This is a genomic window from Brevundimonas sp. NIBR11 (genome assembly GCF_027912535.1).
Taxonomy (GTDB): domain Bacteria; phylum Pseudomonadota; class Alphaproteobacteria; order Caulobacterales; family Caulobacteraceae; genus Brevundimonas.
In genome coordinates this window covers 3,011,805-3,032,364 of record NZ_CP115465.1, presented here as the reverse complement: position 1 = coordinate 3,032,364, position 20,560 = coordinate 3,011,805, and the positions used below count along the sequence as shown (strand labels likewise).

General features: G+C 68.5%; 27 protein-coding genes. 17 read left to right on the top strand and 10 right to left on the bottom strand.

The genetic code is table 11. The features are described from left to right. Nucleotides 1-35: 35 nt before the first annotated feature. The 3 genes from O5O43_RS15230 to O5O43_RS15220 all read right to left on the bottom strand — a co-directional run bounded on the left by O5O43_RS15230 (nucleotide 36) and on the right by O5O43_RS15220 (nucleotide 2,288). Nucleotides 36-926, bottom strand: a complete 891-nt coding sequence (locus tag O5O43_RS15230) for an aldo/keto reductase (protein ID WP_271084749.1) — start codon at nucleotides 924-926, stop codon at nucleotides 36-38. A 79-nt stretch (nucleotides 927-1,005) separates the two neighbouring features. Then, nucleotides 1,006-1,638, bottom strand: coding sequence for a maleylacetoacetate isomerase (maiA, locus tag O5O43_RS15225; protein WP_271084748.1), 633 nt, complete (start codon nucleotides 1,636-1,638; stop codon nucleotides 1,006-1,008). After that, a complete protein-coding gene (locus tag O5O43_RS15220; RefSeq protein ID WP_271084747.1) occupies nucleotides 1,635-2,288 on the bottom strand; it encodes a fumarylacetoacetate hydrolase family protein in 654 nt (217 codons plus the stop codon). The genes maiA and O5O43_RS15220 overlap by 4 nt, the downstream gene beginning before the upstream one ends. Before the next feature lie 196 nt (nucleotides 2,289-2,484). On the opposite strand from O5O43_RS15220, the gene O5O43_RS15215 reads away from it, so the two are divergent. The 3 genes from O5O43_RS15215 to O5O43_RS15205 all read left to right on the top strand — a co-directional run bounded on the left by O5O43_RS15215 (nucleotide 2,485) and on the right by O5O43_RS15205 (nucleotide 3,537). Further along, complete coding sequence (locus tag O5O43_RS15215) at nucleotides 2,485-2,862, top strand: DUF883 domain-containing protein (RefSeq protein WP_271084746.1); 378 nt, start codon at nucleotides 2,485-2,487, stop codon at nucleotides 2,860-2,862. Further along, complete coding sequence (locus O5O43_RS15210) at nucleotides 2,862-3,269, top strand: hypothetical protein (protein WP_271084745.1); 408 nt, start codon at nucleotides 2,862-2,864, stop codon at nucleotides 3,267-3,269. Before O5O43_RS15215 ends, O5O43_RS15210 begins: the two co-directional genes overlap by 1 nt. A gap of 91 nt (nucleotides 3,270-3,360) precedes the next feature. Further along, nucleotides 3,361-3,537, top strand: coding sequence for a DUF1328 domain-containing protein (locus O5O43_RS15205; RefSeq protein ID WP_271084744.1), 177 nt, complete (start codon nucleotides 3,361-3,363; stop codon nucleotides 3,535-3,537). 152 nt (nucleotides 3,538-3,689) lie between these two features. Here the strand turns inward: O5O43_RS15205 and O5O43_RS15200 are convergent, their stop codons facing one another. Genes O5O43_RS15200 through O5O43_RS15185 form a run of 4 tightly spaced genes read right to left on the bottom strand, consistent with a single transcriptional unit; the run spans nucleotide 3,690 to nucleotide 6,366 of the window. Then, the gene (locus O5O43_RS15200; protein ID WP_271084743.1) at nucleotides 3,690-4,142 is read right to left on the bottom strand and encodes a hypothetical protein; all 453 of its coding nucleotides are present in this window, start codon (nucleotides 4,140-4,142) and stop codon (nucleotides 3,690-3,692) included. Then, a complete protein-coding gene (locus O5O43_RS15195; RefSeq protein ID WP_271084742.1) occupies nucleotides 4,142-4,993 on the bottom strand; it encodes a metallophosphoesterase in 852 nt (283 codons plus the stop codon). The genes O5O43_RS15200 and O5O43_RS15195 overlap by 1 nt, the downstream gene beginning before the upstream one ends. Further along, nucleotides 4,993-5,964: a diacylglycerol kinase family protein gene (locus O5O43_RS15190; protein WP_271084741.1), complete on the bottom strand. Its 972-nt coding sequence runs from the start codon at nucleotides 5,962-5,964 to the stop codon at nucleotides 4,993-4,995. Before O5O43_RS15190 ends, O5O43_RS15195 begins: the two co-directional genes overlap by 1 nt. 45 nt (nucleotides 5,965-6,009) lie before the next feature. Then, nucleotides 6,010-6,366, bottom strand: coding sequence for a hypothetical protein (locus O5O43_RS15185; protein ID WP_271084740.1), 357 nt, complete (start codon nucleotides 6,364-6,366; stop codon nucleotides 6,010-6,012). Between the two features lie 159 nt (nucleotides 6,367-6,525). On the opposite strand from O5O43_RS15185, the gene O5O43_RS15180 reads away from it, so the two are divergent. Beyond that, nucleotides 6,526-6,876, top strand: coding sequence for a YMGG-like glycine zipper-containing protein (locus tag O5O43_RS15180; protein WP_271084739.1), 351 nt, complete (start codon nucleotides 6,526-6,528; stop codon nucleotides 6,874-6,876). A gap of 106 nt (nucleotides 6,877-6,982) precedes the next feature. Next, nucleotides 6,983-7,435 carry an OmpA family protein gene (locus O5O43_RS15175; RefSeq protein ID WP_271084738.1) on the top strand — a complete coding sequence of 151 codons (453 nt, stop codon included), beginning with the start codon at nucleotides 6,983-6,985 and terminating at the stop codon, nucleotides 7,433-7,435. Here O5O43_RS15175 and O5O43_RS15170 read toward each other — a convergent pair. After that, nucleotides 7,432-8,316: a methyltransferase domain-containing protein gene (locus O5O43_RS15170; protein WP_271084737.1), complete on the bottom strand. Its 885-nt coding sequence runs from the start codon at nucleotides 8,314-8,316 to the stop codon at nucleotides 7,432-7,434. The two genes, O5O43_RS15175 and O5O43_RS15170, sit on opposite strands and share 4 nt — an antisense overlap. On the opposite strand from O5O43_RS15170, the gene O5O43_RS15165 reads away from it, so the two are divergent. The 7 genes from O5O43_RS15165 to O5O43_RS15135 all read left to right on the top strand — a co-directional run bounded on the left by O5O43_RS15165 (nucleotide 8,315) and on the right by O5O43_RS15135 (nucleotide 12,536). Next, nucleotides 8,315-9,121 carry a ComF family protein gene (locus O5O43_RS15165; RefSeq protein ID WP_271084736.1) on the top strand — a complete coding sequence of 269 codons (807 nt, stop codon included), beginning with the start codon at nucleotides 8,315-8,317 and terminating at the stop codon, nucleotides 9,119-9,121. The genes O5O43_RS15170 and O5O43_RS15165 overlap by 2 nt on opposite strands. Before the next feature lie 64 nt (nucleotides 9,122-9,185). Further along, nucleotides 9,186-9,443, top strand: a complete 258-nt coding sequence (gene grxC, locus O5O43_RS15160) for a glutaredoxin 3 (RefSeq protein ID WP_271084735.1) — start codon at nucleotides 9,186-9,188, stop codon at nucleotides 9,441-9,443. Beyond that, on the top strand, nucleotides 9,443-10,294 hold the full coding sequence (locus O5O43_RS15155; RefSeq protein ID WP_271084734.1) for a carbon-nitrogen hydrolase family protein: 852 nt from the start codon (nucleotides 9,443-9,445) through the stop codon (nucleotides 10,292-10,294). Before grxC ends, O5O43_RS15155 begins: the two co-directional genes overlap by 1 nt. After that, the gene (locus O5O43_RS15150; RefSeq protein WP_271084733.1) at nucleotides 10,291-10,722 is read left to right on the top strand and encodes a DUF1178 family protein; all 432 of its coding nucleotides are present in this window, start codon (nucleotides 10,291-10,293) and stop codon (nucleotides 10,720-10,722) included. Before O5O43_RS15155 ends, O5O43_RS15150 begins: the two co-directional genes overlap by 4 nt. Nucleotides 10,723-10,725: 3 nt before the next feature. Beyond that, nucleotides 10,726-11,544: a DUF6597 domain-containing transcriptional factor gene (locus O5O43_RS15145; RefSeq protein ID WP_271084732.1), complete on the top strand. Its 819-nt coding sequence runs from the start codon at nucleotides 10,726-10,728 to the stop codon at nucleotides 11,542-11,544. Nucleotides 11,545-11,586: 42 nt separating this feature from the next. Beyond that, nucleotides 11,587-12,045 carry a DUF6265 family protein gene (locus O5O43_RS15140; protein WP_271084731.1) on the top strand — a complete coding sequence of 153 codons (459 nt, stop codon included), beginning with the start codon at nucleotides 11,587-11,589 and terminating at the stop codon, nucleotides 12,043-12,045. Next, on the top strand, nucleotides 12,030-12,536 hold the full coding sequence (locus tag O5O43_RS15135) for a GNAT family N-acetyltransferase (RefSeq protein ID WP_271084730.1): 507 nt from the start codon (nucleotides 12,030-12,032) through the stop codon (nucleotides 12,534-12,536). Before O5O43_RS15140 ends, O5O43_RS15135 begins: the two co-directional genes overlap by 16 nt. On the opposite strand, the gene O5O43_RS15130 is transcribed toward O5O43_RS15135, so the two are convergent. Beyond that, nucleotides 12,533-12,748, bottom strand: coding sequence for a hypothetical protein (locus O5O43_RS15130; protein WP_271084729.1), 216 nt, complete (start codon nucleotides 12,746-12,748; stop codon nucleotides 12,533-12,535). The two genes, O5O43_RS15135 and O5O43_RS15130, sit on opposite strands and share 4 nt — an antisense overlap. Before the next feature lie 100 nt (nucleotides 12,749-12,848). Further along, nucleotides 12,849-13,625, bottom strand: coding sequence for a bifunctional 2-polyprenyl-6-hydroxyphenol methylase/3-demethylubiquinol 3-O-methyltransferase UbiG (gene ubiG / locus O5O43_RS15125; protein ID WP_271084728.1), 777 nt, complete (start codon nucleotides 13,623-13,625; stop codon nucleotides 12,849-12,851). An 84-nt stretch (nucleotides 13,626-13,709) separates the two neighbouring features. Here ubiG and O5O43_RS15120 point away from each other — a divergent pair, with 84 nt between their 5' ends. The 5 genes from O5O43_RS15120 to ispG all read left to right on the top strand — a co-directional run bounded on the left by O5O43_RS15120 (nucleotide 13,710) and on the right by ispG (nucleotide 20,496). Then, nucleotides 13,710-14,984, top strand: a complete 1,275-nt coding sequence (locus O5O43_RS15120) for an aspartate kinase (protein WP_271086446.1) — start codon at nucleotides 13,710-13,712, stop codon at nucleotides 14,982-14,984. A 44-nt stretch (nucleotides 14,985-15,028) separates the two neighbouring features. Further along, on the top strand, nucleotides 15,029-15,580 hold the full coding sequence (locus tag O5O43_RS15115; protein ID WP_271084727.1) for a hypothetical protein: 552 nt from the start codon (nucleotides 15,029-15,031) through the stop codon (nucleotides 15,578-15,580). A gap of 131 nt (nucleotides 15,581-15,711) precedes the next feature. Next, entirely contained in the window at nucleotides 15,712-17,964 is a 2,253-nt protein-coding gene (gene ptsP, locus O5O43_RS15110) for a phosphoenolpyruvate--protein phosphotransferase (protein ID WP_271084726.1), read from the top strand. A gap of 254 nt (nucleotides 17,965-18,218) precedes the next feature. After that, the gene (locus O5O43_RS15105) at nucleotides 18,219-19,271 is read left to right on the top strand and encodes a helix-turn-helix transcriptional regulator (RefSeq protein WP_271084725.1); all 1,053 of its coding nucleotides are present in this window, start codon (nucleotides 18,219-18,221) and stop codon (nucleotides 19,269-19,271) included. Between the two features lie 85 nt (nucleotides 19,272-19,356). Further along, complete coding sequence (gene ispG, locus O5O43_RS15100) at nucleotides 19,357-20,496, top strand: flavodoxin-dependent (E)-4-hydroxy-3-methylbut-2-enyl-diphosphate synthase (RefSeq protein WP_271084724.1); 1,140 nt, start codon at nucleotides 19,357-19,359, stop codon at nucleotides 20,494-20,496. The last annotated feature ends 64 nt before the right edge of the window (nucleotides 20,497-20,560 follow it).

Below are 20,560 nucleotides of genomic sequence, written 5' to 3'. Positions count from 1 at the left end.
TGACGGATCGCCCGCTCAGGCTCAAGCGAAGATGTCTAGGCCGCGACCTGCTGGCGGTAGCCCGCGCTCAGCACGGCCGGCTCCTGGAAGGCCAAGGCGTCCCAGTCCAGATTGGGACGCGGCGCGTGGGCGGCGGCCAGGACAGCGCGCAGTTCGGCGGCCGAAGCGACGCTGGCCACGACCGCAGCCGCCGGCGGCAGGCCGAGGCAGAAGGCCAGCGCCGCCTGCATCGGATCGATCCGCGCCTCGGCCAGACGGCGGCGCGTGCGCGACAGGGCGACCCCGTGCTCGGCCAGATAGGCCGGCAGGTTCTCCTGATTGGTGAACAACAGACCCCGCGCGAACACCGACGAGACGTGGACGTCGACGCCCATCCCGGCCAGTTCCGACAGCACGCCTTCCGTCACCGGCCGCTGGTCCAGGATGTTGCAGGGCATCTGAACGACGTCCGGCTGGAACCGGCGCGCCAGCAGCACGGGCCCGTCCTCCATCGTGGCCATGAAGCCGATGCGCTTGTAGAGGCCCTTGTCCTTCAGCGCCGACATCCGGTCCCACAGCGCGCGACCCTCGGCCCCGGCGAGGTCGCTCGCGCCCGAGCACAGGAGGACATCGCCGCGCGGCAGACCCATCCGCTCCAGAGACCGCCGGGCGCGGGCCTCGACCCGGTCCAGACCTTCGGCGAGGGCCACGGTCCGCACCGAAACGCTGAAGGGCGAGGGGAAGGGCCAGGATTGACCCAGGATGCGTTCGCCGTCGCCGGTCGGGCGAGTGGCGATCAGGCCGACGCCGGCGTCTCCGGCCGTCTGCAACAGGGTGCGCATCGCCTCTTCGCGGGCGCCGACCGGCGCGGGAAGCGCGCGCTCAGGCTCGGTCACGACCGCGAGGGCCAGCTTCGCGGCCGGAGAAGGGGAAACGCCTGGGTTCACCCCGGCACTCTGCACCGGCAATGCTTAAGCGATGCTGAGGGAAACCCTGCTGGTTCCTTACCGACGGAACGCGGCTCGGTCAGTCGGCGCCCGGCTGCCGGTCCGGATGGGCGTTGGCGAAGGCGGGATGGGCCAGGGCCTTGTCCTCGATCGCCGTCAGTTCCGGGAAGGGCCTGAGGTCCACATTGAACCGCCGCGCCGAATAGAGCTGCGGGATCAGGTAACAGTCCGCCAGGGTCGGCGCAGCGCCATGCAGCCAGCCCTTGCCCTGCTTCGCCGTCAGCGCCGTCAGGGCCTCGAACCCCGGCGTCATCCAGCCCCCGGCCCAGGCGTCGATCTGATCCTGATCCGCGCCGAAGGTCCCGCGCAGGGCGTTCAGCACACGCAGATTGTTCAGCGGATGGATGTCCGAAGCGATCAGCCCGATCATCCCCCGAACCTGCGCCCGACCGATGGCGTCGGCCGGCATCAGGGCCGGCTCGGGGTAGGTCTCATCCAGCCATTCGAGGATGGCCGTCGATTGGGTGATGACCGTCCCATCGACCTCCAGCGCCGGCACCAAGCCCTGCGGGTTCAGCTTGAGGAAGGCCTCCGACCGCTGCGCCCCGGTGCGCAGGTCGATGTCATGCTGGTCGTAGTCGACGCCCTTCAGGTTCAGGGCGATGCGGGTGCGATAGGCGGCGCTGGAGCGGAAATAGCCGTGCAGGATCATTTGACGGTGAACCTCAGCGTCTCCAGGCCCTCGATGCGTGCCTCCACCGCGTCACCCCTCATCAGCGGCCCGACGCCTTCCGGCGTGCCGGTGAAGATCAGGTCGCCGGGCTGCAGCGCCCACAGGGTCCCGGCCTTCTCCACGATCTCGACCGGGTTCCAGATCATCTCCGCCAGCGTGGACGACTGTTTCGTCTCGCCGTTGACGGTCAGGGCGATGGCCGCCGCCGGGTCCGGCAAGGCGCCCAGGGTCAGGGCGCCGCAGGGGGCGGACTGATCGAATCCCTTGGCCGCATCCCACGGCCGGCCCTTCTCCTTGGCCTTGGCCTGCAAATCACGCCGCGTCAGATCGACGCCGACGGCCCAGCCCGCCACCGCCCCGCCCTCTCCGATCGCGGCGACCAGCTCGACTTCGAAATGCAGGTTTTCGGTCGCAGACGGATAGGCCGGGTTCGCCCCGTCCACGACCACCGCATCGGCGGGCTTGGAGAAGAAAAAGGGCTCCTGCCGCGCCGGGTCGTTGCCCATCTCGCGCGCATGGGCCGCATAATTCTGGCCCACGCACAGGATGCGCCGGACGGGAAACCGGCGCGCATCGCCGACGATCGGCAGGGACGGGGTCGGGGCGGGGGCGAAGAGGTAGGAAGTCATGGGTGAGGTTTAGAGGGCTTAGGGCTTAGTGAGTAGGGCTTAGAAGCGATCCATGCGCTCCAACGTCTAAGCCCTAAGCCCTAACGACCTAAGCCCTACCTTGCTGCATCAGCGAAGGAACCGGCGCCGTAATCTGGCGTTGACCGCACGAGGCCTGTATCAACGGCCAAGCTGAAAAAAAACGGAGCGCGGCATCATGGCGACCTCGAAGGCTCGTGAAGACATCAAGAACGACCTCAAGACCCTCAAGGAGGACCTCAAGGTCGGTGCGCGCGAGGAAACCGCGCGCCTGAAGGCCAAGGCGACCGAGACCGAGGCCCGGCTGCGCGAAAAGGCCGCCGAGGCCGACGCCCGCGTCCGCGAGCGAGCCGACGAACTGCGCGAACAGGCCCGCGGCTACTACGACCAGGCCCGCGTGCGTGGTCGCGAATATTACGACGACGCCTCGGAGCGTTTCGATGAAGCCCAGCGCTACATCACGGAACGCGTTCAGGAGCGCCCTGTCCAGTCGACCGCCATCGCGCTCGGCGTCGGCGTGGTCCTCGGCCTGCTGCTCGCGGGCCGTCGCCGCTGATGATCGGCAAGGGGCTGGTCAAGAAGCTGACGGCGGCCTTCGTGGTCGCCGCCTCATCCTTCGTCGTCGTCGTCGCCCTCGGCGCGACCCTATACTTTTCTCTGGCGCTCGTCCTGCCGCCTTTGGGCGCCGCCGCCATCACGGCCGGCGTCTTCGCCCTGGCGGCCGTGATCGTGGCCGTTGTCTTCCTGAACGCCTCGGGCGGACATCACGACGACGAGGACGACTACGCCGACGAAGACCTGGGCTTGGGGCAGCGCGCCTTCGCCCTGTTCCGGTCGCGTCCGATCCTCGGCACGGTGGCGGCGCTCGCCGGCGGCTGGATCTTCCTGCGCAACCCGGCGCTGGCCACCATGGTCGCGGCAGCCTTCACCGAGAAGCCGCACCGCCGGGGATATCGCCGATAAGCGGAACGGCGACACCCGCAAGGCGTTGATCGGACAGGCGGCGTCGAAGCTGGGCGGCGCCTGTCATCAACCCCTAGCACGGAGGAGCGACATGCTTCGCTGGGCCATCATCTTCCTGGTTGTCGCCCTGGTCGCCGCGGTTCTCGGCTTCGGCGGGATCGCCAACTTCTCGTTCGAAATCGCCAAGTTCGTGGCGGTCATCGCCATCATCCTGTTCGTCATCTCGTTGGTCGCGGGCGGACTGCGGGGTCGTGGAACGCGAATATAGCCGGCCAGTCCGGCTGACGAAGACAACAGCCGCGGCCCTCGGGTCGCGGTTTTTTGTCAGAGGTCTCCCTGCCGACCGACGCGACGTGACCTCCCATTCCGATCCAAAGCCGTTTCCGCCGTCACGGTCGCGTTGCGGGCGCTGGCCGGCGGTCAGAACGGGTGGGGCGGCCGATAGTAGATCTTCACCCGATCGAGGTCGCCATAGAAGCCCAGCACCACCTCGACATCGGCAAGGAGGTTGCCCGGCCCGTCGGGCGCGAGAATGAGCTGGTGCGGTTTCCAGAGGGGATTGTCGATCCGCGGTCGAGTGATCTGAAACGGATGGCTGAAGTCGGCGGCGAGGAACGCCTCGCGCGGCGACATCGTCGTCTGGGGGTAGGAGGCCGGAGCGCCGGACATTAGTTCGAAATACATCGCTTCGCCGCGCCGGAGCTTCTCCTGCGCGTCCTGCAACTTGCCGATCAGGACCGCAGCCTCTTCGGCGGTCAGCCCCTGCAGATGAGGTTCGCGAGCTTCGGTCGGAGGAGCGGTCTGACCCCTCGCCGGCGCGCTCGCTCCGACCAGGCCGATGACCGTCGCCAGACAGATCACCGTCGCCCGCATCAGACCGCCGCCGCCTCTTTCTCACCGGGCGCCGCTGGGTCGGGCGCGGTCTCGGGGTGTCGGGTGTCCTGACGACGCGGCATCTTCCAGGACTGGCTGCATTCGAACTGCGAGCCGGTCCAGGCGATGGCGTTGATGGTGATCTGGTGCTTGTCCCAGACGATCTCGTTGAAACTGGGCGGCGTGCCCCGCTCCCGGTGCGACAGGGTCCCGCAGCCGATGGCGTAGGAGCAGCGGTCCGACAGGTCGATCGGCAGGGCGAAGGGCACATGGACATGGCCCGTGGTGATCAGGTCGACCCCGGCCTCGGCGAAGATTTGGGCCGCAGCGTCGCCGCGCTTCACGTCGCCGGTCATCGGCGTGCCGATCATCTCGATCAGCGGGTGATGGCAGGCGAGGATTCTCAGCGCGCCCACCGGCGCCTGCCTCAAGGCCTCGGCCGCTCGGCGAGTCTGATCCAGGTCGATGACGCCCTTGGACCAGTTGGGCCGGGCCTGCCATCCGCGCGCGGTGACCACGCCCCGCACCATGACCGTATCGGAGATGAACTCCCCGTCGTGGGCCGGATGGCCTGTCGCCGCCTCGAAGGCCCGCCAGGGATGAAACAGCCGCGCCGCCACGTCCCAGTAGGGCACGTCGTGATTGCCGACGATGACGAAGCGTGGTGTCGGCATGGCCTTGATCCAGGCGCCGGCGGCGGCGAACTCGTCCGGATAGCCCTTCTGGGTGATGTCTCCGGTGATCAGGATGAGGTCGGAGGGGCTCTCGTGCGCCCACTCGAGGGCGGCGGCGCACGCACGCCGATGCTCGACCCCGAAATGGATGTCCGAGAACTGGAGGACGCGCCCCATCAAACGCTGTCCTCGGCCGCGGGCGGCTCGGGGACCAGGGCCTGGAAAGCCTTGGCGATGAAGACCACGGTGACGTCGTTGGGCAGGAGGGTCGGCTCCCCGTCCAGCACGGCCGGAATGCGCGACCGGCCCCGGATGCGGATCAGCCGCGCGGCTTGGGTCACCACCGAAGGGTCCTGACGCCAGTCGCTGAACACCGCATTGGCCGCCAAGCGGAAAGCCTCGGCCGCGTCGGCGGGATTCATGGCCGCCGCCTCCAGCCCGACCGGTTCGTCCAGGGCGCGCGAGATCATCGGGCTGATCAGGGCCAGGGCCTCGCTGCGGCGCGCCTTGCCCAGATCCAGTTCGACGCGGATCTTGCCCGAGAAGGCGCGGCGGAGCGCTCGGCGGCCGTAGGTCCAGGCCAGGTTCAGCTTGCCCTCGCGCACCGCCTCGCGCGCCGGGGCCCACAGTGCGGGCGAGCCGAATATGCCGGCGCAGTAGAAGGCCTCGCCCTCCACCTTGCCGCCCGAGACGCAATGTGGGGCGCCGTTCTCGAGGGCGTCGCGCAGGGCGGCCTTCCAGTCGGTCGTGCCGTAGAGAGCCTTGGGCAGCATGTTCATCGTGCCGCCCGGCAGCGGCGCGACCAGAGGACCCTTGGGCCCGGCCTTGGACGCCGCCGCCCTCGCCGTGCCGTCCCCTGCCAGGACGAACAGCACGTCGGGCTCGGACGCCAGGGCGGCGTCGATCTGGGCGTTCATCGTGTCGCCGACCAGCTCGACCACCTCCGCCTCGCAGGGATAGTCGGCCATGATGCGCTCGACCTCGGCGGCCGCACGCGGTCCGACGGATCCCGACAGGGGGTTGACCAGAACGACCACCCGCTTGATCTCGACGTGGCTGGTCAGGGCGCGCGCGCCCTCACCCTGAACCTCGGAGGCCACGGTCTCGGACGTCGAGGGGTCGACGTGGGGCTGGATGGTTTCAGTCATGCCGCCCGAACGCTCCGCTTACCGGGGCGTTCCGGACAAGCTTCGCTATTGCGCCTTTAGAGCGTCCGCTGTGGTCGCGGCGCCGGCTTCGAGGGCGTCGCCCGTCTTCTCGGCAGCGTTCCCGGCCTTGTCGGCGGCGACCTCGGCGGCTTCCGGAGCCTGGCCGATCAGCGTCCTGCCCTGATTGACGCCGGCGGTGATCCAGCCGTCCATGATCGCCCCGCCCTCGGCGAGCGACTGCTCCTTGATCCCGAGGACCGCCGTCAGAACGCCGAACAGGGCCAGCAGGGTGACGATGAAGCCGACGAAGCCGCCGCCTCCGCCGCCCGACCGGCGCTTGGTGCGGGCCCAGACGGGGCTGGCGTGGTCGTCAGCATTCCGGACCGGTTCAGGAAAACGCATATCGAAACTCCCCAGCGACTGGCGTGATGCGAGCCACGCCCCTCGCGCGTCCGCCCTGCAGTCATATGTCATCGTTAGCCCACAGCATAGGCGCGGAACCTGTGCCGTAATCCAGCGTTCTCGCTCCCGGGGCGAACATCAGGAATGAAGGACCATCCTATGAAGAAGGCGATTATCGCGATCGGGGCCGCCGGCCTCATGGCCACGGCCTGCGCCAGCGATCCCTACGGCTACAACAACGGCTCTAACGAAACTGTCCGCCAAGGCGCCATCGGCGCCGGCCTCGGCGCTGTCGCCGGCGCCATCATCGGCAACAACGTCGGCTCGGGCAACGCCGCCACCGGCGCTCTGATCGGCGGCCTCGCCGGCGGCGCCGTCGGCGCCGTCCGCGGCTCGCAAGCCGACCGCAACAACCAGCAACGCTACCGCGATAACCGCGGAAACTACTACTACTGCTACGACAACCGCCAGACCGAGTGCTACTGGGAAAACGGCCAACGTCGCTACTAAGACGCTGAACCGAAAGGTTTTTTCGGGGGCGGCTCGTTTGATAACGGGCCGCCCTTGGTCTGCCGGGTCCGGCCATGACGACTTCGAAGAATTCAGGAGGCGGCGAATGACGATGCGATCGATGATTTGGGCGGCGGGTCTGGCGTCCGTGACGCTGGCAGGCTGTTCCACCATGGGGACGCCGAGCCGGGAGGCGCTGGTGGCGGAACCCTCGACCTGTGCGGCAAAGCGGTTCGACATTTATTTCGCGGAGGACCAGGCGCAGCTGACGGATGCGGCGCGAACCGCGATCGGCCTGACCGCCAGCCAGTTGCAGGGCTGTCAGATCAGGACGGTTCGCGTGCTGGGCCTCTCCTCCGCGACCGGCACCGCCGACGCGAATCAGGCTCTGTCCGAACAGCGCGCCATCGCCGTGGCCGAGGCGCTCGTGGCCGCAGGCTGGCCCACGCCGGCCTTCGAACTGGCCGCTGCGGGCGACCAAGGCGCGACGACCCCGTCGGGCGTGGCCGAACCCCTGCGTCGTCGCACCGAAGTCCTCGTCGACGCCGCCCCGCTCTAGGTTCGAGTGCGCCCGTGCTCGACGACGCCAAGAGCGTCGGCGAGCCGGGTCTTGGCCGAGCCGCGCGGCAGGGGTTTGGGCTGGCTCTCGTGCGGAGCCCAGCCGGCCAGGTTGACGATTTCGAACGTCGCCGGAATGCGGCCGTCCGCCTCGCCATATCGCTCCGAGTAGAGGACCGCGGCTCGCGCGATGATCGGCCGCGTCAGCGGGCGGATCGTCCCCGCCAGCACATTGGTCTCCCCCATGGCCCTGAGGTCGCGGATCAGGGCGAACAGGTCCGGATAGCGCACGGTCAGCCGGTCCACGTCCGCCACCGGCAAAGCAAACCCCGCCCGCTGCAAGAGACCTGCCCCATCGAACCCGTCGGCGAAGGGCGATACCCGCGCCTGCGCCCCGCCGCGCTCGGCCAGCTCGGCCTCCGTCAGCACGCCGCGCAGCTCCTTCAGCGTTCCCGCTCCGAGAAGCGTGCCCAGGAAAAGCCCATCCGGCTTCAGCGCCCGCCGAATCTGGCTCAGCGCGCCGGGCAGATCGTTGGCCCAGTGCAGCGTCATCAGCGACACGATCAGATCCACCGATCCTGCCTCGATTTCCAGCGTTCGCGCGCCCGGCGCGGCCCGTTCCGACCGATCCCTGACCGCGCGCGGAGCGCCGACCCGCCCGGCCGCGTCGCTGGCTGCGAGCGCTTCGGCGAAAGGTCCCGGATGCGCGGACAGGTCGACGGCGGCCGGAAACTCCCGCAAGGTCGCCTCCAGGCTGAGCACGGCGTTCTCGGCGGCGCGGGCGTGCAGGAAGTCGGCGTCGCTAAATCGTCGCTCCGACCGCGCCAGCCGGGCCGCCCGTCGTGCGGCGTCGAAGATCAGGGGAGGGCCGGTTTCGGTCATGGGTTTTCAGGATGGGGGCTGGAGCGAGCGTTGGGAAGACGGACGGTCGCGGATCCGTCGCGGCTTGACGTCGCTTGGGCGAGGTCTGGCCGACCTGATCCTGCCGCCGCTCGCCCACGACAGCCGCGAGGCCACGGCCGCCGCGGGCCTGACGGCGAACGCCTGGAGCCGGGTGATCTTTCTGGAGGACCCCGTCTGCGACGGCTGCGGCGCGGCGTTCGAATACGACGGCGGCGATTTCGCCTCGGACCGGTGCGCGGCCTGTCTGGCCCAGCCGTATGCCTTCGCTCGGTGCCGCGCCGCCTGCGTCTACGACATCGCCTCGCGGGGCCTGATCCTGAAGTTCAAACATGGCGACCAGCAGCAGTTCGCGTCGCTCTTTGCTCGCTGGCTCAGCCGCGCCGCCGCGCCGCTGGTCGAGGACTGCGACGCCGTGGTCCCGGTGCCCCTTCACCCGTCTCGCCTTCTCGCCCGGCGGTTCAACCAGGCCGCTGAGATCGCCAGGCCGCTGGCCCGGACCGCGAAGCGCGACTACCTGCCCGACGCCCTGGTCCGCGCCCGCGCCACGGAAACGCAAGGCGGCCGCAGCCTGAGGGGCAGGAAACTCAATGTGAAATCGGCCTTCGCCGTCTCCGAGTTTGGGGCGCGATCGGTGCGCGGCCGCCGCATCCTGCTGATCGACGACGTCCTGACCACCGGGGCCACGGCCGAGGCCTGCGCCAAGGCTCTGATCGACGCCGGAGCCCGCGCCGTGGATCTGGCCGTCATCGCGAGGGTGCGCACCGCGCGGGAACTGCCTAGATAGGCCAACGGTTCGATCGTCAGGCCTGCGCCGTGCACGGTCGATTTTGAATTGCGGAGATTCTGCCTTGGCCGACGTTGTCCTCTACACCAAACCCGGTTGCCCCTATTGCATGGCGGCCATGGGCCTGCTCGCGCGCAAGGGCGTCGACTTCACCGAGATCGTCGCCTCCAACGACCCAGAGAAGAAGGCCGAGATGATCGAGAAATCGGGCGGCAAGGCCACCTTCCCCCAGATCTTCATCGACGGAAAACACATCGGCGGCTCCGACGACATGCACGCCCTCGACCGGCGCGGCGAGCTCGACGAGCTCCTGGCGGCCTGATGTCCGAAGGCGCCACTCCAGGTTTGCCCGTCGCCCTGATCCAGACCCGCACCCCGACGACGCAGGCCGAGGCGCTGGCCCGCATTGAGCCCCTGATCCGTCAGGCCGCGGCCGAGGGGGCGAAATTCATCCTGACGCCCGAGGGTTCGAACCTTCTGGAACAACGCAAGGACCGACGTGGCCTCGCCATCGTCAGCGAGCGACAGGACGCGGTGGTCGTGGCCGTGCGCCATCTGGCGGCGGAGTTGGGCGTCTGGATCCTGATCGGATCGGCCATCGTCAAGTCGGAGCAGGAGGGCGACGACCGGGCAGCCAACCGTTCCCTGCTGATCGACGCCAACGGCGGCATCGTGGCCCGGTATGACAAGCTGCACGTCTTCGACGTCGACCTGCCGAATGGCGAGACCTATCGCGAAAGCTCGACCATTCGGCCCGGCGACGGCGCGGTCGTGGCCGATACGCCCTGGGGTCGTCTAGGTCTGGCGGTCTGCTACGACATCCGCTTCCCTCACCTGTTCCGCCGGCTGGCCAAGGCTGGGGCGTCGATGGTTTCGGTCCCCGCCGCCTTCACCGTCCCAACGGGCGAGGCCCACTGGGAGACCCTGCTGCGCGCCCGCGCCATCGAGACCGGCGCCTTTGTCTTGGCCCCCGCACAAGGCGGGACGCACGAGGATGGGCGGAAGACCTGGGGTCGTTCGACCGTCGTGGGTCCCTGGGGCGAGGTGATCGCAAAGCTGGATCACGACGAGCCCGGCGTGCTGCACGCCCGGCTCGACTTCGCCGCCGTTGAGAAGGCCCGATCTTCGGTCCCGGCCCTCCGTCACGACCGTGATTTCGCAGGCCCGCTGTGATCCGCTACGCCCTCGCCTGCGACCACAACCACCCGTTCGAGGCCTGGTTCGGCTCGTCTTCGGACTACGACGATCAAGCGGCGCGCGGCCTCGTCGAATGCCCCTTCTGTGCTTCGCGCGCCGTGTCGAAACAGATCATGGCCCCGGCCGTGGCGGGCACGAAGAAGTCCGCTCCCGCGCCCGACCTTGGCAAGATGCAGGCGATGATGATGGAGGCCGCCCGCGAGGTCCGCAGCCACGTCGAGCAGAATTTCGACTATGTCGGCGACGCCTTCGCCCGCGAGGCCCGCGACATCCACGAGGGCCGGTCCGAACACCGCGAGATCTACGGTGAGGCGACACCCGCCGAGGTGAAGAAGCTGAAGGAAGACGGCGTTCCCTGTTCGCCCCTGCCGCCGGCCCCGGTCGATCCGTCGAAGGCAAACTGACGCTTGGGCGAGGGGGAGCGCTACGACGAGTTTCCGCCGCCTCCATCCCTGGCCGCGTGGGTCAAGGTGATCTGGACCTACGCCAACCCCGCCCCCTCCGACACGGTCCAACGCATCGCCCCGGACGGCTGCGCCGAACTGATCCTCGACATCGGCTCGCCCTATGAGGAGCAGGGGCCGGACGGCGGCTGGCGCCTCCAGCCGCCCGCCCTGTTCGCCGGCCAGATGACCCGGCCCATAGCCATTCGTCCGGTCGGCCCGGTCGAACTGGTCGCGGTCCGCTTCCATCCCGACGGAGCCCGCGACTGGCTGGGCGCGGCTGTCAGCACGGCCACCGATGCGCGTCTCGACATGGTCGCCCGGCTGAAGGGCGTCGCCCCGCCCCCCGGCGACCCCAAGGCTCAGGCGAGAGCCATGACGGACCGGCTGGACGCCCTGCGTCTCGAACAGGGCTGGACGATCGACCCGGCGGTGCGCGCCGAGGTCGGGTCCATGATGGACGACCAGCCCACGCCCGACCGCTCTCCCGCCGAGCAGCGCGCCTTGCAGCGCCGCTTCCTCGACCGCGTCGGGATTTCACCCCGGATGCTGCGCTCGGTCATCCGCTTCCGCCGGGTGTTCGACCACGTCCAGCCGGGTGAGGAGGCCTCCGGCTGGCTGGAGGCAGGGTTGGGCGCCGGCTATTTCGATCAGCCGCAGATGGCGCGGGACTTCCGCCGCTTCCTCGGCTGCACCGCGACCGAATGGGCTCGTGAACAGGTCGAACTGGCCCGCGCCATCGCGTCGCAAACCTACAAGCCGGGTCCGCCGCACTCGGCCTAGCTTCGATCCGCCGCCGCCCGGAGCGGCCTGGAGGATGAGACCATGACCCTTGCCGCCCTGATCGCCGCCGGCCTGTTGCAAGCCGCGCCTGCCACCCCCGACCTGTCATGGATGGCCGGCTACTGGCTGGATTGCTCCAATGGGGGCGAGGCGTCGGAGACCTGGACCGACCCGCGCGGAGGAATCCTAGTTGGAGCCGCGACGACGGTTTCGCGGGGGCGAGCCTCGTTCGAGTTCGCCCGGATCGCGCCGGTGGACGGCGTAGTGTCTTATGTCGCCCAGCCCGGCGGGGCGCCGCCGACAGCCTTTGGCCTGATCGAGGCGACGGAAGGTCGCGCGGTGTTCCAGAACCTGGACAACGACTTTCCCCAGCGGGTCATCTATCAGCGGACCGGAGACGTCCTGACGGCCCGGATCGAGGGCCATATGGGCGACCGCGAACAGTCGATGGACTGGCGCTTCGACAAGGCCGAGTTGAATACGAGATGCCCGAACCCCTGAATGCTGGCTGGCGGCCGATGACCGAGGCGGATCTCGATCGGGTGGCCGAAATCGCGGTCATCGGCTTTCCGAACCATTTCGAGGGGCGGCCGATGTTCGCCAACCGGCTGGCGCTGAACCCTCAGGGCTGTTTCGTGCTGGAGAGCGGGGCAGGGCTGGAGGGCTATATCGTCGCCTATCCCTGGCGGGCCGAGGCAGCACCGACGCTGAACACCCTGATCGAGACGATCCCGGCGGGCGCGGGCGTGATGTATCTGCACGACCTCGCCCTGACCCCGGCTGTGCGAGGTCAGGGCTGGTCGAAGCCGGCCGTGCAGGCGGTGGTCGATCTGGCGAAGACCGGCGACTGGGCGACGATCGCGCTGGTCGCCGTCAACGACGCCGTCGACTTCTGGCGCGGACACGGCTTCGAGGTGCGAGAGACGCCGGAGATGGCGGCCAAACTGACCAGCTACGGCTCCGACGCCCGCTACATGACGCGACCGGTCTAGCTGCGGGTCCAACCCTTGTCGGCCATGCAGGCGCGGAAAGCGTGGTCGCTGTCGGTCGTGCGGTGGCAGTCGTCGCGCGCGCCGTCGAACGGCTGGGCGTTGTTGCCGTGCCAGGCCGTGTCGTCCGAGACGTCGGCGCCGTTGACCATGATGCAGCCCGAGGTCAGGACGGCGGCGGACGCGGCGGCGGCGAGGATCAGAAGGCGTTTCATCGGGGAGGTCTCCATTGCGATGGAGCCTGGATGCCAGCTTGGCCGGCCATAATCCCGTTACAAGTCCGACAGCTAGATGAAATCGCCGTAAGCTTGGCGGTCAGTCCCGCGCGGCCAGCATCATGTAGTTGATCTCCGCCTCGGCGCCCTCGCTCCAGCGGCCGGACAGCGGATTGTACTTCAGGCCGAACGGACCGGTGATCGTGAAGGGTTCGCCCTCCAGCATGTCGCGGATCTCCTGGGGCTTCAGGAACTGACGCCAGTCGTGAGTCCCGGCCGGCACCCAGCGCAGCACGTATTCGGCCGCGAACTTGCCTAGGGCCAGCGACTTCAGGGTGCGGTTCAGGGTGGCGACGATCATGATCCCACCCGGAGCCACCAGCCGCGAACAGGCGCGCAGGAAGGCCTCCGGATCGGCCACATGCTCGATGATCTCCAGCACCAGGACAACATCGAAAGGCCCCGCAGCTTCCGCCTCAACCTGTTCGACCGTCGCGGCTCGATAGGCGATGTCCAGTCCCTGCTCGGCCGCATGGGCGCGGGCGGTGCCGATATTCTCCGACGAGGCGTCGACGGCGGTGACCTGAAACCCCATCCGCCGCATCGGCTCGGCGATCAGGCCTCCGCCGCAGCCGATGTCGATCAGGCTCAACCCCTCGAACGCGGCCCGCGCTTTCGTGTGGCGGCCGAAGTGTTCAGCCAGGCTCCGGCGGATGAAGGTCAGCCGCGCCGGATTGAACTTGTGCAGGGGCGCGAAGGGTCCCTTGGCGTCCCACCACTCCGCCGCCTGGGCCGAGAAGCGGGCCACATCGGCGGGGTCGATCGAGGCGCCTTCGGCCACATCGGAAAAACCTTGCTGCGTTTGGGGTTTGCGCATCGGCGACGGGTCGGTAGAAGCGGCCATGGGCGCAAGGGTGAACCTCTTTTGCGGCCCTCTGGCAAGACGGGGATGTTCGCCACGATGACGCGGCCGACCAACACGCGACTGGTGATGAAGTTCGGCGGCACCTCCATGGGCGACCTGGAGCGTATCCGCCGCGCCGCCCGCATCGTCGCCGCAGAGGTCAAGGCCGGCCATTCGGTGGCTGTCGTCGTCTCGGCCATGGCCGGCAAGACCAACGAACTGGTCGCCTGGACCGACGGCGCCGGCGCGGCCGCCCCCGGCCTGCCGCTGTCGGACGATGAGTACGACGTCGTCGTGGCCTCGGGCGAACAGGTGACCTCGGGTCTTCTGGCCCTGACGCTGCGCAACATGGGGTTCAACGCCCGCAGCTGGATGGGCTGGCAGGTGCCGATCCTGACGGACGAGGACCACGCTCGCGCCCGCATCGTCGATGTTCCGGGCGATGTGCTGGGCGCCGCGCTCGACGCCGGCGAGATCGCCATCATTCCCGGCTTCCAGGGGGTGTCCCCGACCAACCGCATCACGACCCTGGGTCGGGGCGGGTCGGACACGTCTGCGGTCGCGGTGGCCGCCGCTCTGGGCTGCGCCTGCGACATCTATACCGACGTGGACGGGGTCTACACGACCGATCCACGCATCGTGGCCAAGGCCCGGCGGCTGGAGAAGGTCTCCTACGAGGAGATGCTGGAAATGGCGTCGCTGGGCGCCAAGGTGCTTCAGACCCGGTCGGTCGAACTGGCCATGGGGATGCAGGTCCCGGTGCGGGTCCTGTCCAGCTTCATCGAGGCCGATGAGAACGGCCATCTGCCCGCCAAGGCCGGCACCCTGATCTGCGACGAGGAGGAAATCGTGGAAAAACGCATCGTGTCCGGCGTGACCATGAGCCGTGACGAGGCCCGTATCACCCTGTTGGGCCTGGCTGACCGGGTCGACGCTCCCGCCGACGTCTTCACCCGCCTGGCTGAGGCCAGCGTCAACGTGGACATGATCGTCCAGTCCCAGGCCCGCACGGAAGGCGCAGTCAACCTGACCTTCACCACCGGCCGCCGCGACGCGACCCGCGCCGCCGACCTCATGAGCGCCGCCAAGGCCGAGATCGGCTTCGAGGAACTGCGCGTCGACGAGGACGTGGCCAAGGTCTCGGTCGTCGGCGTCGGCATGCGCAGTCACGCCGGCGTCGCCCAGACCATGTTCAAGGCCCTGGCGGACAAGGGGATCAAATTCCAGGCCATCTCGACCTCGGAGATCAAGATCAGCGTCCTGATCGACGCCGCCTATGCCGAACTGGCCGTGCGAGCGCTTCACTCGGCCTATGGGCTGGAAGCGGTCTAGGTGACGACCTGGTCGGCGCTTGGCCGGGGCGTGAGCGTCAGGTCATGAGCGGCTTCGAATACATCTTCACCTTCTATGGCCTGCTGCTGGGTCTGGCCGTCGCCAATGCGACCAACAACGTCGCCGAGATGTGGCGTTCGAGCCCGGAGGTGAAGGTCGGTCTGCCCCCGCCGCTCCTGTGCCTCTTCATTCTCTTGTCGGCTGCACAGGGCTGGACGTCCTTCTGGGCCGTCCATGACAGCCTAACCATGGAGCCCGTGACCCTGATGATGTGCATCGGCATGGCGGCGCCTTACATCTTCGTCAGTCACGGCATGACGCCCGCCCGCGAAGGCAGCGCCTCGTTCGAAGACTACTACATCACCCATCGCAAGACGCTTATGGCGGTGCTCGTGATCCCGCCCCTGCTGAGCATGGCTTACAACCTCGCCAGGAGCGGGTTCGAACCGCTCGGCGAGACCGCCTACTGGATCGGGGTTCTGGTCCTGCCGCGCGTCGTAATCCCGGCCGCTCTGGCCTTCATTCGATCACCTGGCCTGCATGCGCTCGGCCTCACGATCCTCTGCGCGCACACGATCTGGCGAATATTCCTGTAAGCATAAGCGACGATAACGATATTCACGGATACCGGGTTCGACCCGCGCCCGCGATGGGCTATGGCGAAGCAGGAGGCGCGTCCCATCTAGGGCGCTGACAGGGAGACGGGATGGCCATAGCGGGCGGATCGATGACCAGGGGACCCCGCGTCCTCCTGCGCCAGATCCGTGAGGCGATGGCCGACGGCGGCCCGGCGCAGGGTCGCCTCGACGTCGTCGTGCGCACCATCGCCCAGTCGATGGTGGCCGAAGTCTGCTCCATCTATCTGCGGCGCGCGTCGGGCGAGCTCGAGCTGTTCGCCACCCAGGGCCTGAACCCCGACGCGGTTCACAACACCCGGCTGAAGCCCGGCGAGGGTCTGGTGGGCGAGGTCGCGCGCCTGGCCCAGCCGATCAGCCTGTCAGACGCACCGTCTCACCCCAGCTTCTCCTACCGGCCGGAAACGGGCGAGGATCCGTATCACGCCTTCCTCGGCGCCCCCCTGCTGCGCGGCGGTCGGGCCATCGGGGTGCTCGTCGTCCAGAACCGGGCCGAGCGTCGCTATGACGAGGACGAGGTCGAGGACATCCAGACCATCGCCATGGTCCTGGCCGAGACTGTCGCCTCGGGCGAGCTGATGGCGCTGGAGGAGCTGCGCGACGTCGAGGTCGCGCCCCACCGCCCCGAACGCATCAAGGGACAGAGGTTCGCGGAAGGGTTGGCTTTCGGTCACGTCGTCCTGCACGAGGCGCCCCTGGCCCCGGAACGGCTGCTGGCCGAGAACCAGCAGGTCGAGGAAATCCGGCTGCGCGAAGGTCTGCGGACGCTGAAGGCCTCCATCGACGCCCTTCTGGACGGCGGTCAGGGCAAGCTGTCGGGCCAGTCCTTCGAGGTCTTGGAAACCTATCGAATGTTCGCTGACGACCGGGGCTGGAACCGGTCGCTGGAGGAGGCCGTGCGAGGCGGCCTGACCGCAGAAGCCGCCGTCGACCGCGTGCGCAACGAGCACCGCGCCCGCTTCGCCCAGGCCCGCGATCCCTACATCAAGGAGCGGCTTCACGACTTCGAGGACCTGGCCAACCGGCTCTTGCGGGTGCTGGGCGGCGAGAACCCCGGTCAGCGGGAGTTGCCCGACGACGCCATCCTGGTGGCCCGCAATCTCGGTCCCGCCGACCTGCTGGAATATCCGCGCCACAAGCTGAAGGGCCTGCTGATCGAGGAGGGCTCGGCCGCCAGCCATGCCGCCATCGTCGCCCGCGCGCTGCAGATCCCCTGCGTCGGCCGCCTTCAAGGTGTACGCGACCGTCTCAGCGAGAACGATCTCGTCATCGTCGACGGCGAGACGGGCGAGGCCCATCTGCGTCCCCGGCCGGACATGCTGGAATCGGTCCAGTCGCGCATGGCCGTGCGTGAACAACGGCAGGCCGAGTTCGCCAAGCTGCGCGACGTCCCGGCCGTCACGGCCGACGGAACGCGCATCACCCTCCTGACCAACGCCGGCCTCGCCGTCGATCTGGAGAACCTGGACGAGACGGGCGCCGAGGGCATCGGCCTGTTCCGCACCGAGTTCCAGTTCATGGTCTCGGAAGAGCTGCCGCGTCTGAACTCCCAGACGGCCCTGTACAAGCTCGTGCTGGACGCGGCCCGGGACCGGCCCGTCACCTTCCGCACCCTCGACATCGGCGGCGACAAGGTCCTGCCGTACATGGAGACAACGGAGCGGGAGGAGAATCCCGCCCTGGGACGGCGCGCCATCCGCCTGGGTCTCGACCGTCCCTCCCTGCTGCGTCTTCAGCTCCGCGCCCTTCTCGCCGCCGGCGCCGGTCGCGAACTCCGGGTCATGTTCCCGATGATCGCCACGGTGGACGAATTCCGCGCCGCGCGGGAGCTGGTCGATGTCGAGTGCGACTGGGCCCGGCGTCGCGGACGCCCCCTGCCGGCCACCCTGCGGGTCGGGGCGATGATCGAATGCCCGAGCCTGCTCTGGCACCTCGATGCGCTTCTGCCCCTGACCGACTTCGTCTCGGTCGGGTCCAACGACCTGTTCCAGTACATGTACGCCGCCGACCGGACCAACCCGCTGGTCTCTGACCGGTTCGATCCCCTGTCGCCGCCTGCGCTCCGGGCGCTGCAGGCCATCCAGAAGGCCTGTCTCGAAACGGGGACGCCCGTCTCGGTCTGCGGCGAGCTGGCCGGCCGTCCTCTGGAGGCCTTCGCCCTGCTCTGTCTCGGCTTCACCCGCCTGTCGGCTCCGGCCGGCGGCGTCGGTCCGGTCAAGCGGATGATCCTGTCGACCGACCTGACGGCTGCGAGGCGCGGGATGAACAACCTGCTCGGATCCTCGGCCGGATCGATCCGGAGCGAAATCGAAAGTCTGGCCCGGAAGTTGAACGTCGGTCTTTGAAGGGTCCCGCATCGGGATCGGTTCACCGTTAACACGACGTTGAAGCGGCGGCGAAAATGGGTTATCCACAAGACGATATGCGTGCGCCTCCGGGGGGAGGCGGGGCCCGTCACACCAACGTGGTAGACGGTCCCTGGTCGAGTACGGCGCGGGAGGCTCCAGCTTTCGCGACGAGTATGGGGTTGGGCGTCATGGCGCTGGATACGGGGAACATCCCCGACGAGTTTCGGGCTCACCCGGATTGGAAGGACCCCGTGCCCTCCATCACAGAGGCAGCGACTCTGGGCGACGGCCTGCGCAAGGCGCGGGAACTGTCGGGCAAGTCCATGGCCGAACTGGCCGCGGATACGCGAGTGCACGAACGCTATCTCCAGGCCCTGGAAGAGAACAACCAGTCGGCCCTGCCGTCGCGCGTCTTCGCCATCGGTTACGTGCGCGCCTACGCCCACGCGCTCGGGCTGGACGAACAGCTGGCCGTCGAGCGCTACAAGCGCGAGACGCCGGACGGCTCGGTGCCGCTTCAGGCTCCGACCGGCGTCGCCTTCGAGGAAGTCCGTCGCTATTCGCCGCGCATCATCGGCGTGGTCGTCATCCTGGCCGTGGCCGTCATCGGCTGGAACGTGTTTCAGCGCGTCAGCCTGATCCGTGCGCCCCAGCCCTCGGACATCGCCGAGGTCCCGGAAAGCTGGAGCCTGGGCGACGTGCCGGGCCAAGAGCACCTGCGTGTCGGCGCCCCGCATCCGGCGCCCGCCGACCAGACCACCCCGGCCCTCTACATCACGCCCGGCCTCGAAGCCCAGCTGACCGGCATCGACCCGGCCGACACCGCCGCGATCGCCGCCGCCACGGCCGCCCCGACCGCCCCGGTTCAGGCCGCCTTCAACCCGCGCGGCGCCATCTACGGCGCATCGGCCACCGCCTCCCAGGTCGTGCTCCAGGCCAGGAAGGCCGGCGCCCTGGTCGTGCGCCTGGGCGATGGACAGGTTCTGTTCGCCCGCCAGCTGGCCGCCGGCGAGGCCTGGCGCGCACCCATCGGCGTGGCCGCCACCATCGACGTGTCGGACCCGACCGCCTTCGACGTCTATCTGAACGGCGAGCACGGCGGCGGCCTGACCGGCGTCCTGACCCCGCTGAACCAGCTGAACACCCGCGCCGCCGGCATGGCGCGTCAGACCGCCGCCCGGATCGAGGCCGAGACCCAGGCCGCCCAGGCCGCCGCCGCCCGCGCCGCCGCCCAGGCCGCCCAGCAGACACAGGCCGCCGTGGTCCAGACGGTCTCGACGGGACAACAGACGCTGGTCCGCTGATAGATATCTCCTCTCCTGGGGGCAGGGAGAGGTCAACCTAACGCGTCATGGCCTTGTCTCCGCACCGGCCCTATATTGAGCCGTCATGAGCGCTGACCACTCCCACATCCGTCCCTGGCGTCATATCGAGCGCCGCAAGTCCCGCCAGATCATGGTGGGAAAAGTGCCGGTCGGTGGCGATGCGCCCATTACCGTCCAGTCGATGACCAACACTCCGACTTCGGACGCCAACGCCACGATCAACCAGATCCGCGAGCTGGAAGAGGCGGGGGCCGACATCGTCCGCGTCTCCTGCCCCGACGAGGACTCCACCGCCGCCTTCAGGACCATCGCGCGCGAGGCCAAGGTCCCGCTCGTCGCCGACATCCATTTCCACTACCGCCGCGGCATCGAGGCCGCCCAAGCCGGCGCCGCGTGCCTGCGCATCAATCCGGGCAATATCGGCAACGCCGACCGGGTCAGGGAAGTCATCCAGGCCGCCAAGGATCATGGCTGCTCCATGCGCATAGGCGTCAACGCCGGCTCGCTGGAAAAGGAGCTGCTGGAAAAATACGGCGAGCCCTGCCCCGACGCCATGGTCGAGAGCGCGCTGAACCATGCCCGCATCCTCCAGGACCACGACTTCCACGAGTTCAAGATCTCGGTAAAGGCGTCTGACCCCTTCCTGACCGTCGCCGCCTATCACCAGCTGGCCGAAGCCATCGACTGTCCGCTGCATGTCGGCGTGACCGAGGCGGGTCCGCTTCGCACCGGCACGATCAAGTCGTCCATCGCCATGGGCAACCTGTTGTGGGCCGGGATCGGCGACACCATCCGCGTCTCGCTGGCCGCTGACCCGGTCGAGGAGATCAAGGTCGGCTTCGATATCCTGAAGTCGCTGGGCCTGCGCCACAGGGGCGTCAACATCATCGCCTGCCCCTCCTGCGCCCGTCAGGGATTCAACGTCATCGAGACGGTGGCCACCCTGGAGGAGAAGCTGGCCCACATCGCCACCCCGATGTCGCTGTCGATCATCGGCTGCGTCGTCAACGGACCAGGCGAAGCGCTCTACACGGACGTCGGCTTCACCGGCGGCGGCAAGGGCGCGGGCATGGTCTACCTGAACGGCAAGATCGCCCGCAAACTCGACAACGCAAAGATGGTCGACGAGATCGTCGAACTGGTCGAAGCCAAGGCGGCCGAGCTCAACGCAGCCCGCGAGGCGGCGCTCGAAGCCGGCGAATAGAGACGTCTTCATGCGTGTGGCCGCCCACGCCCTGAGGGACGCGGAGGCCGCCCGACTTGCCGCA

Excerpts from the sequence above, each read along its gene's own strand:
- maiA (WP_271084748.1), bottom strand. The coding sequence starts at position 1,638 with ATGATCCTGCACGGCTATTTCCGCTCCAGCGCCGCCTATCGCACCCGC.
- O5O43_RS15220 (WP_271084747.1), bottom strand. The coding sequence starts at position 2,288 with ATGACTTCCTACCTCTTCGCCCCCGCCCCGACCCCGTCCCTGCCGATC.
- O5O43_RS15215 (WP_271084746.1), top strand. The coding sequence starts at position 2,485 with ATGGCGACCTCGAAGGCTCGTGAAGACATCAAGAACGACCTCAAGACC.
- O5O43_RS15210 (WP_271084745.1), top strand. The coding sequence starts at position 2,862 with ATGATCGGCAAGGGGCTGGTCAAGAAGCTGACGGCGGCCTTCGTGGTC.
- O5O43_RS15205 (WP_271084744.1), top strand. The coding sequence starts at position 3,361 with ATGCTTCGCTGGGCCATCATCTTCCTGGTTGTCGCCCTGGTCGCCGCG.
- O5O43_RS15200 (WP_271084743.1), bottom strand. The coding sequence starts at position 4,142 with ATGCGGGCGACGGTGATCTGTCTGGCGACGGTCATCGGCCTGGTCGGA.
- O5O43_RS15195 (WP_271084742.1), bottom strand. The coding sequence starts at position 4,993 with ATGGGGCGCGTCCTCCAGTTCTCGGACATCCATTTCGGGGTCGAGCAT.
- O5O43_RS15190 (WP_271084741.1), bottom strand. The coding sequence starts at position 5,964 with ATGACTGAAACCATCCAGCCCCACGTCGACCCCTCGACGTCCGAGACC.
- O5O43_RS15185 (WP_271084740.1), bottom strand. The coding sequence starts at position 6,366 with ATGCGTTTTCCTGAACCGGTCCGGAATGCTGACGACCACGCCAGCCCC.
- O5O43_RS15180 (WP_271084739.1), top strand. The coding sequence starts at position 6,526 with ATGAAGAAGGCGATTATCGCGATCGGGGCCGCCGGCCTCATGGCCACG.
- O5O43_RS15175 (WP_271084738.1), top strand. The coding sequence starts at position 6,983 with ATGACGATGCGATCGATGATTTGGGCGGCGGGTCTGGCGTCCGTGACG.
- O5O43_RS15165 (WP_271084736.1), top strand. The coding sequence starts at position 8,315 with ATGGGTTTTCAGGATGGGGGCTGGAGCGAGCGTTGGGAAGACGGACGG.
- O5O43_RS15170 (WP_271084737.1), bottom strand. The coding sequence starts at position 8,316 with ATGACCGAAACCGGCCCTCCCCTGATCTTCGACGCCGCACGACGGGCG.
- O5O43_RS15155 (WP_271084734.1), top strand. The coding sequence starts at position 9,443 with ATGTCCGAAGGCGCCACTCCAGGTTTGCCCGTCGCCCTGATCCAGACC.
- O5O43_RS15140 (WP_271084731.1), top strand. The coding sequence starts at position 11,587 with ATGACCCTTGCCGCCCTGATCGCCGCCGGCCTGTTGCAAGCCGCGCCT.
- O5O43_RS15135 (WP_271084730.1), top strand. The coding sequence starts at position 12,030 with ATGCCCGAACCCCTGAATGCTGGCTGGCGGCCGATGACCGAGGCGGAT.
- O5O43_RS15130 (WP_271084729.1), bottom strand. The coding sequence starts at position 12,748 with ATGAAACGCCTTCTGATCCTCGCCGCCGCCGCGTCCGCCGCCGTCCTG.
- ubiG (WP_271084728.1), bottom strand. The coding sequence starts at position 13,625 with ATGCGCAAACCCCAAACGCAGCAAGGTTTTTCCGATGTGGCCGAAGGC.
- O5O43_RS15120 (WP_271086446.1), top strand. The coding sequence starts at position 13,710 with ATGACGCGGCCGACCAACACGCGACTGGTGATGAAGTTCGGCGGCACC.
- O5O43_RS15115 (WP_271084727.1), top strand. The coding sequence starts at position 15,029 with ATGAGCGGCTTCGAATACATCTTCACCTTCTATGGCCTGCTGCTGGGT.
- ptsP (WP_271084726.1), top strand. The coding sequence starts at position 15,712 with ATGACCAGGGGACCCCGCGTCCTCCTGCGCCAGATCCGTGAGGCGATG.
- ispG (WP_271084724.1), top strand. The coding sequence starts at position 19,357 with ATGAGCGCTGACCACTCCCACATCCGTCCCTGGCGTCATATCGAGCGC.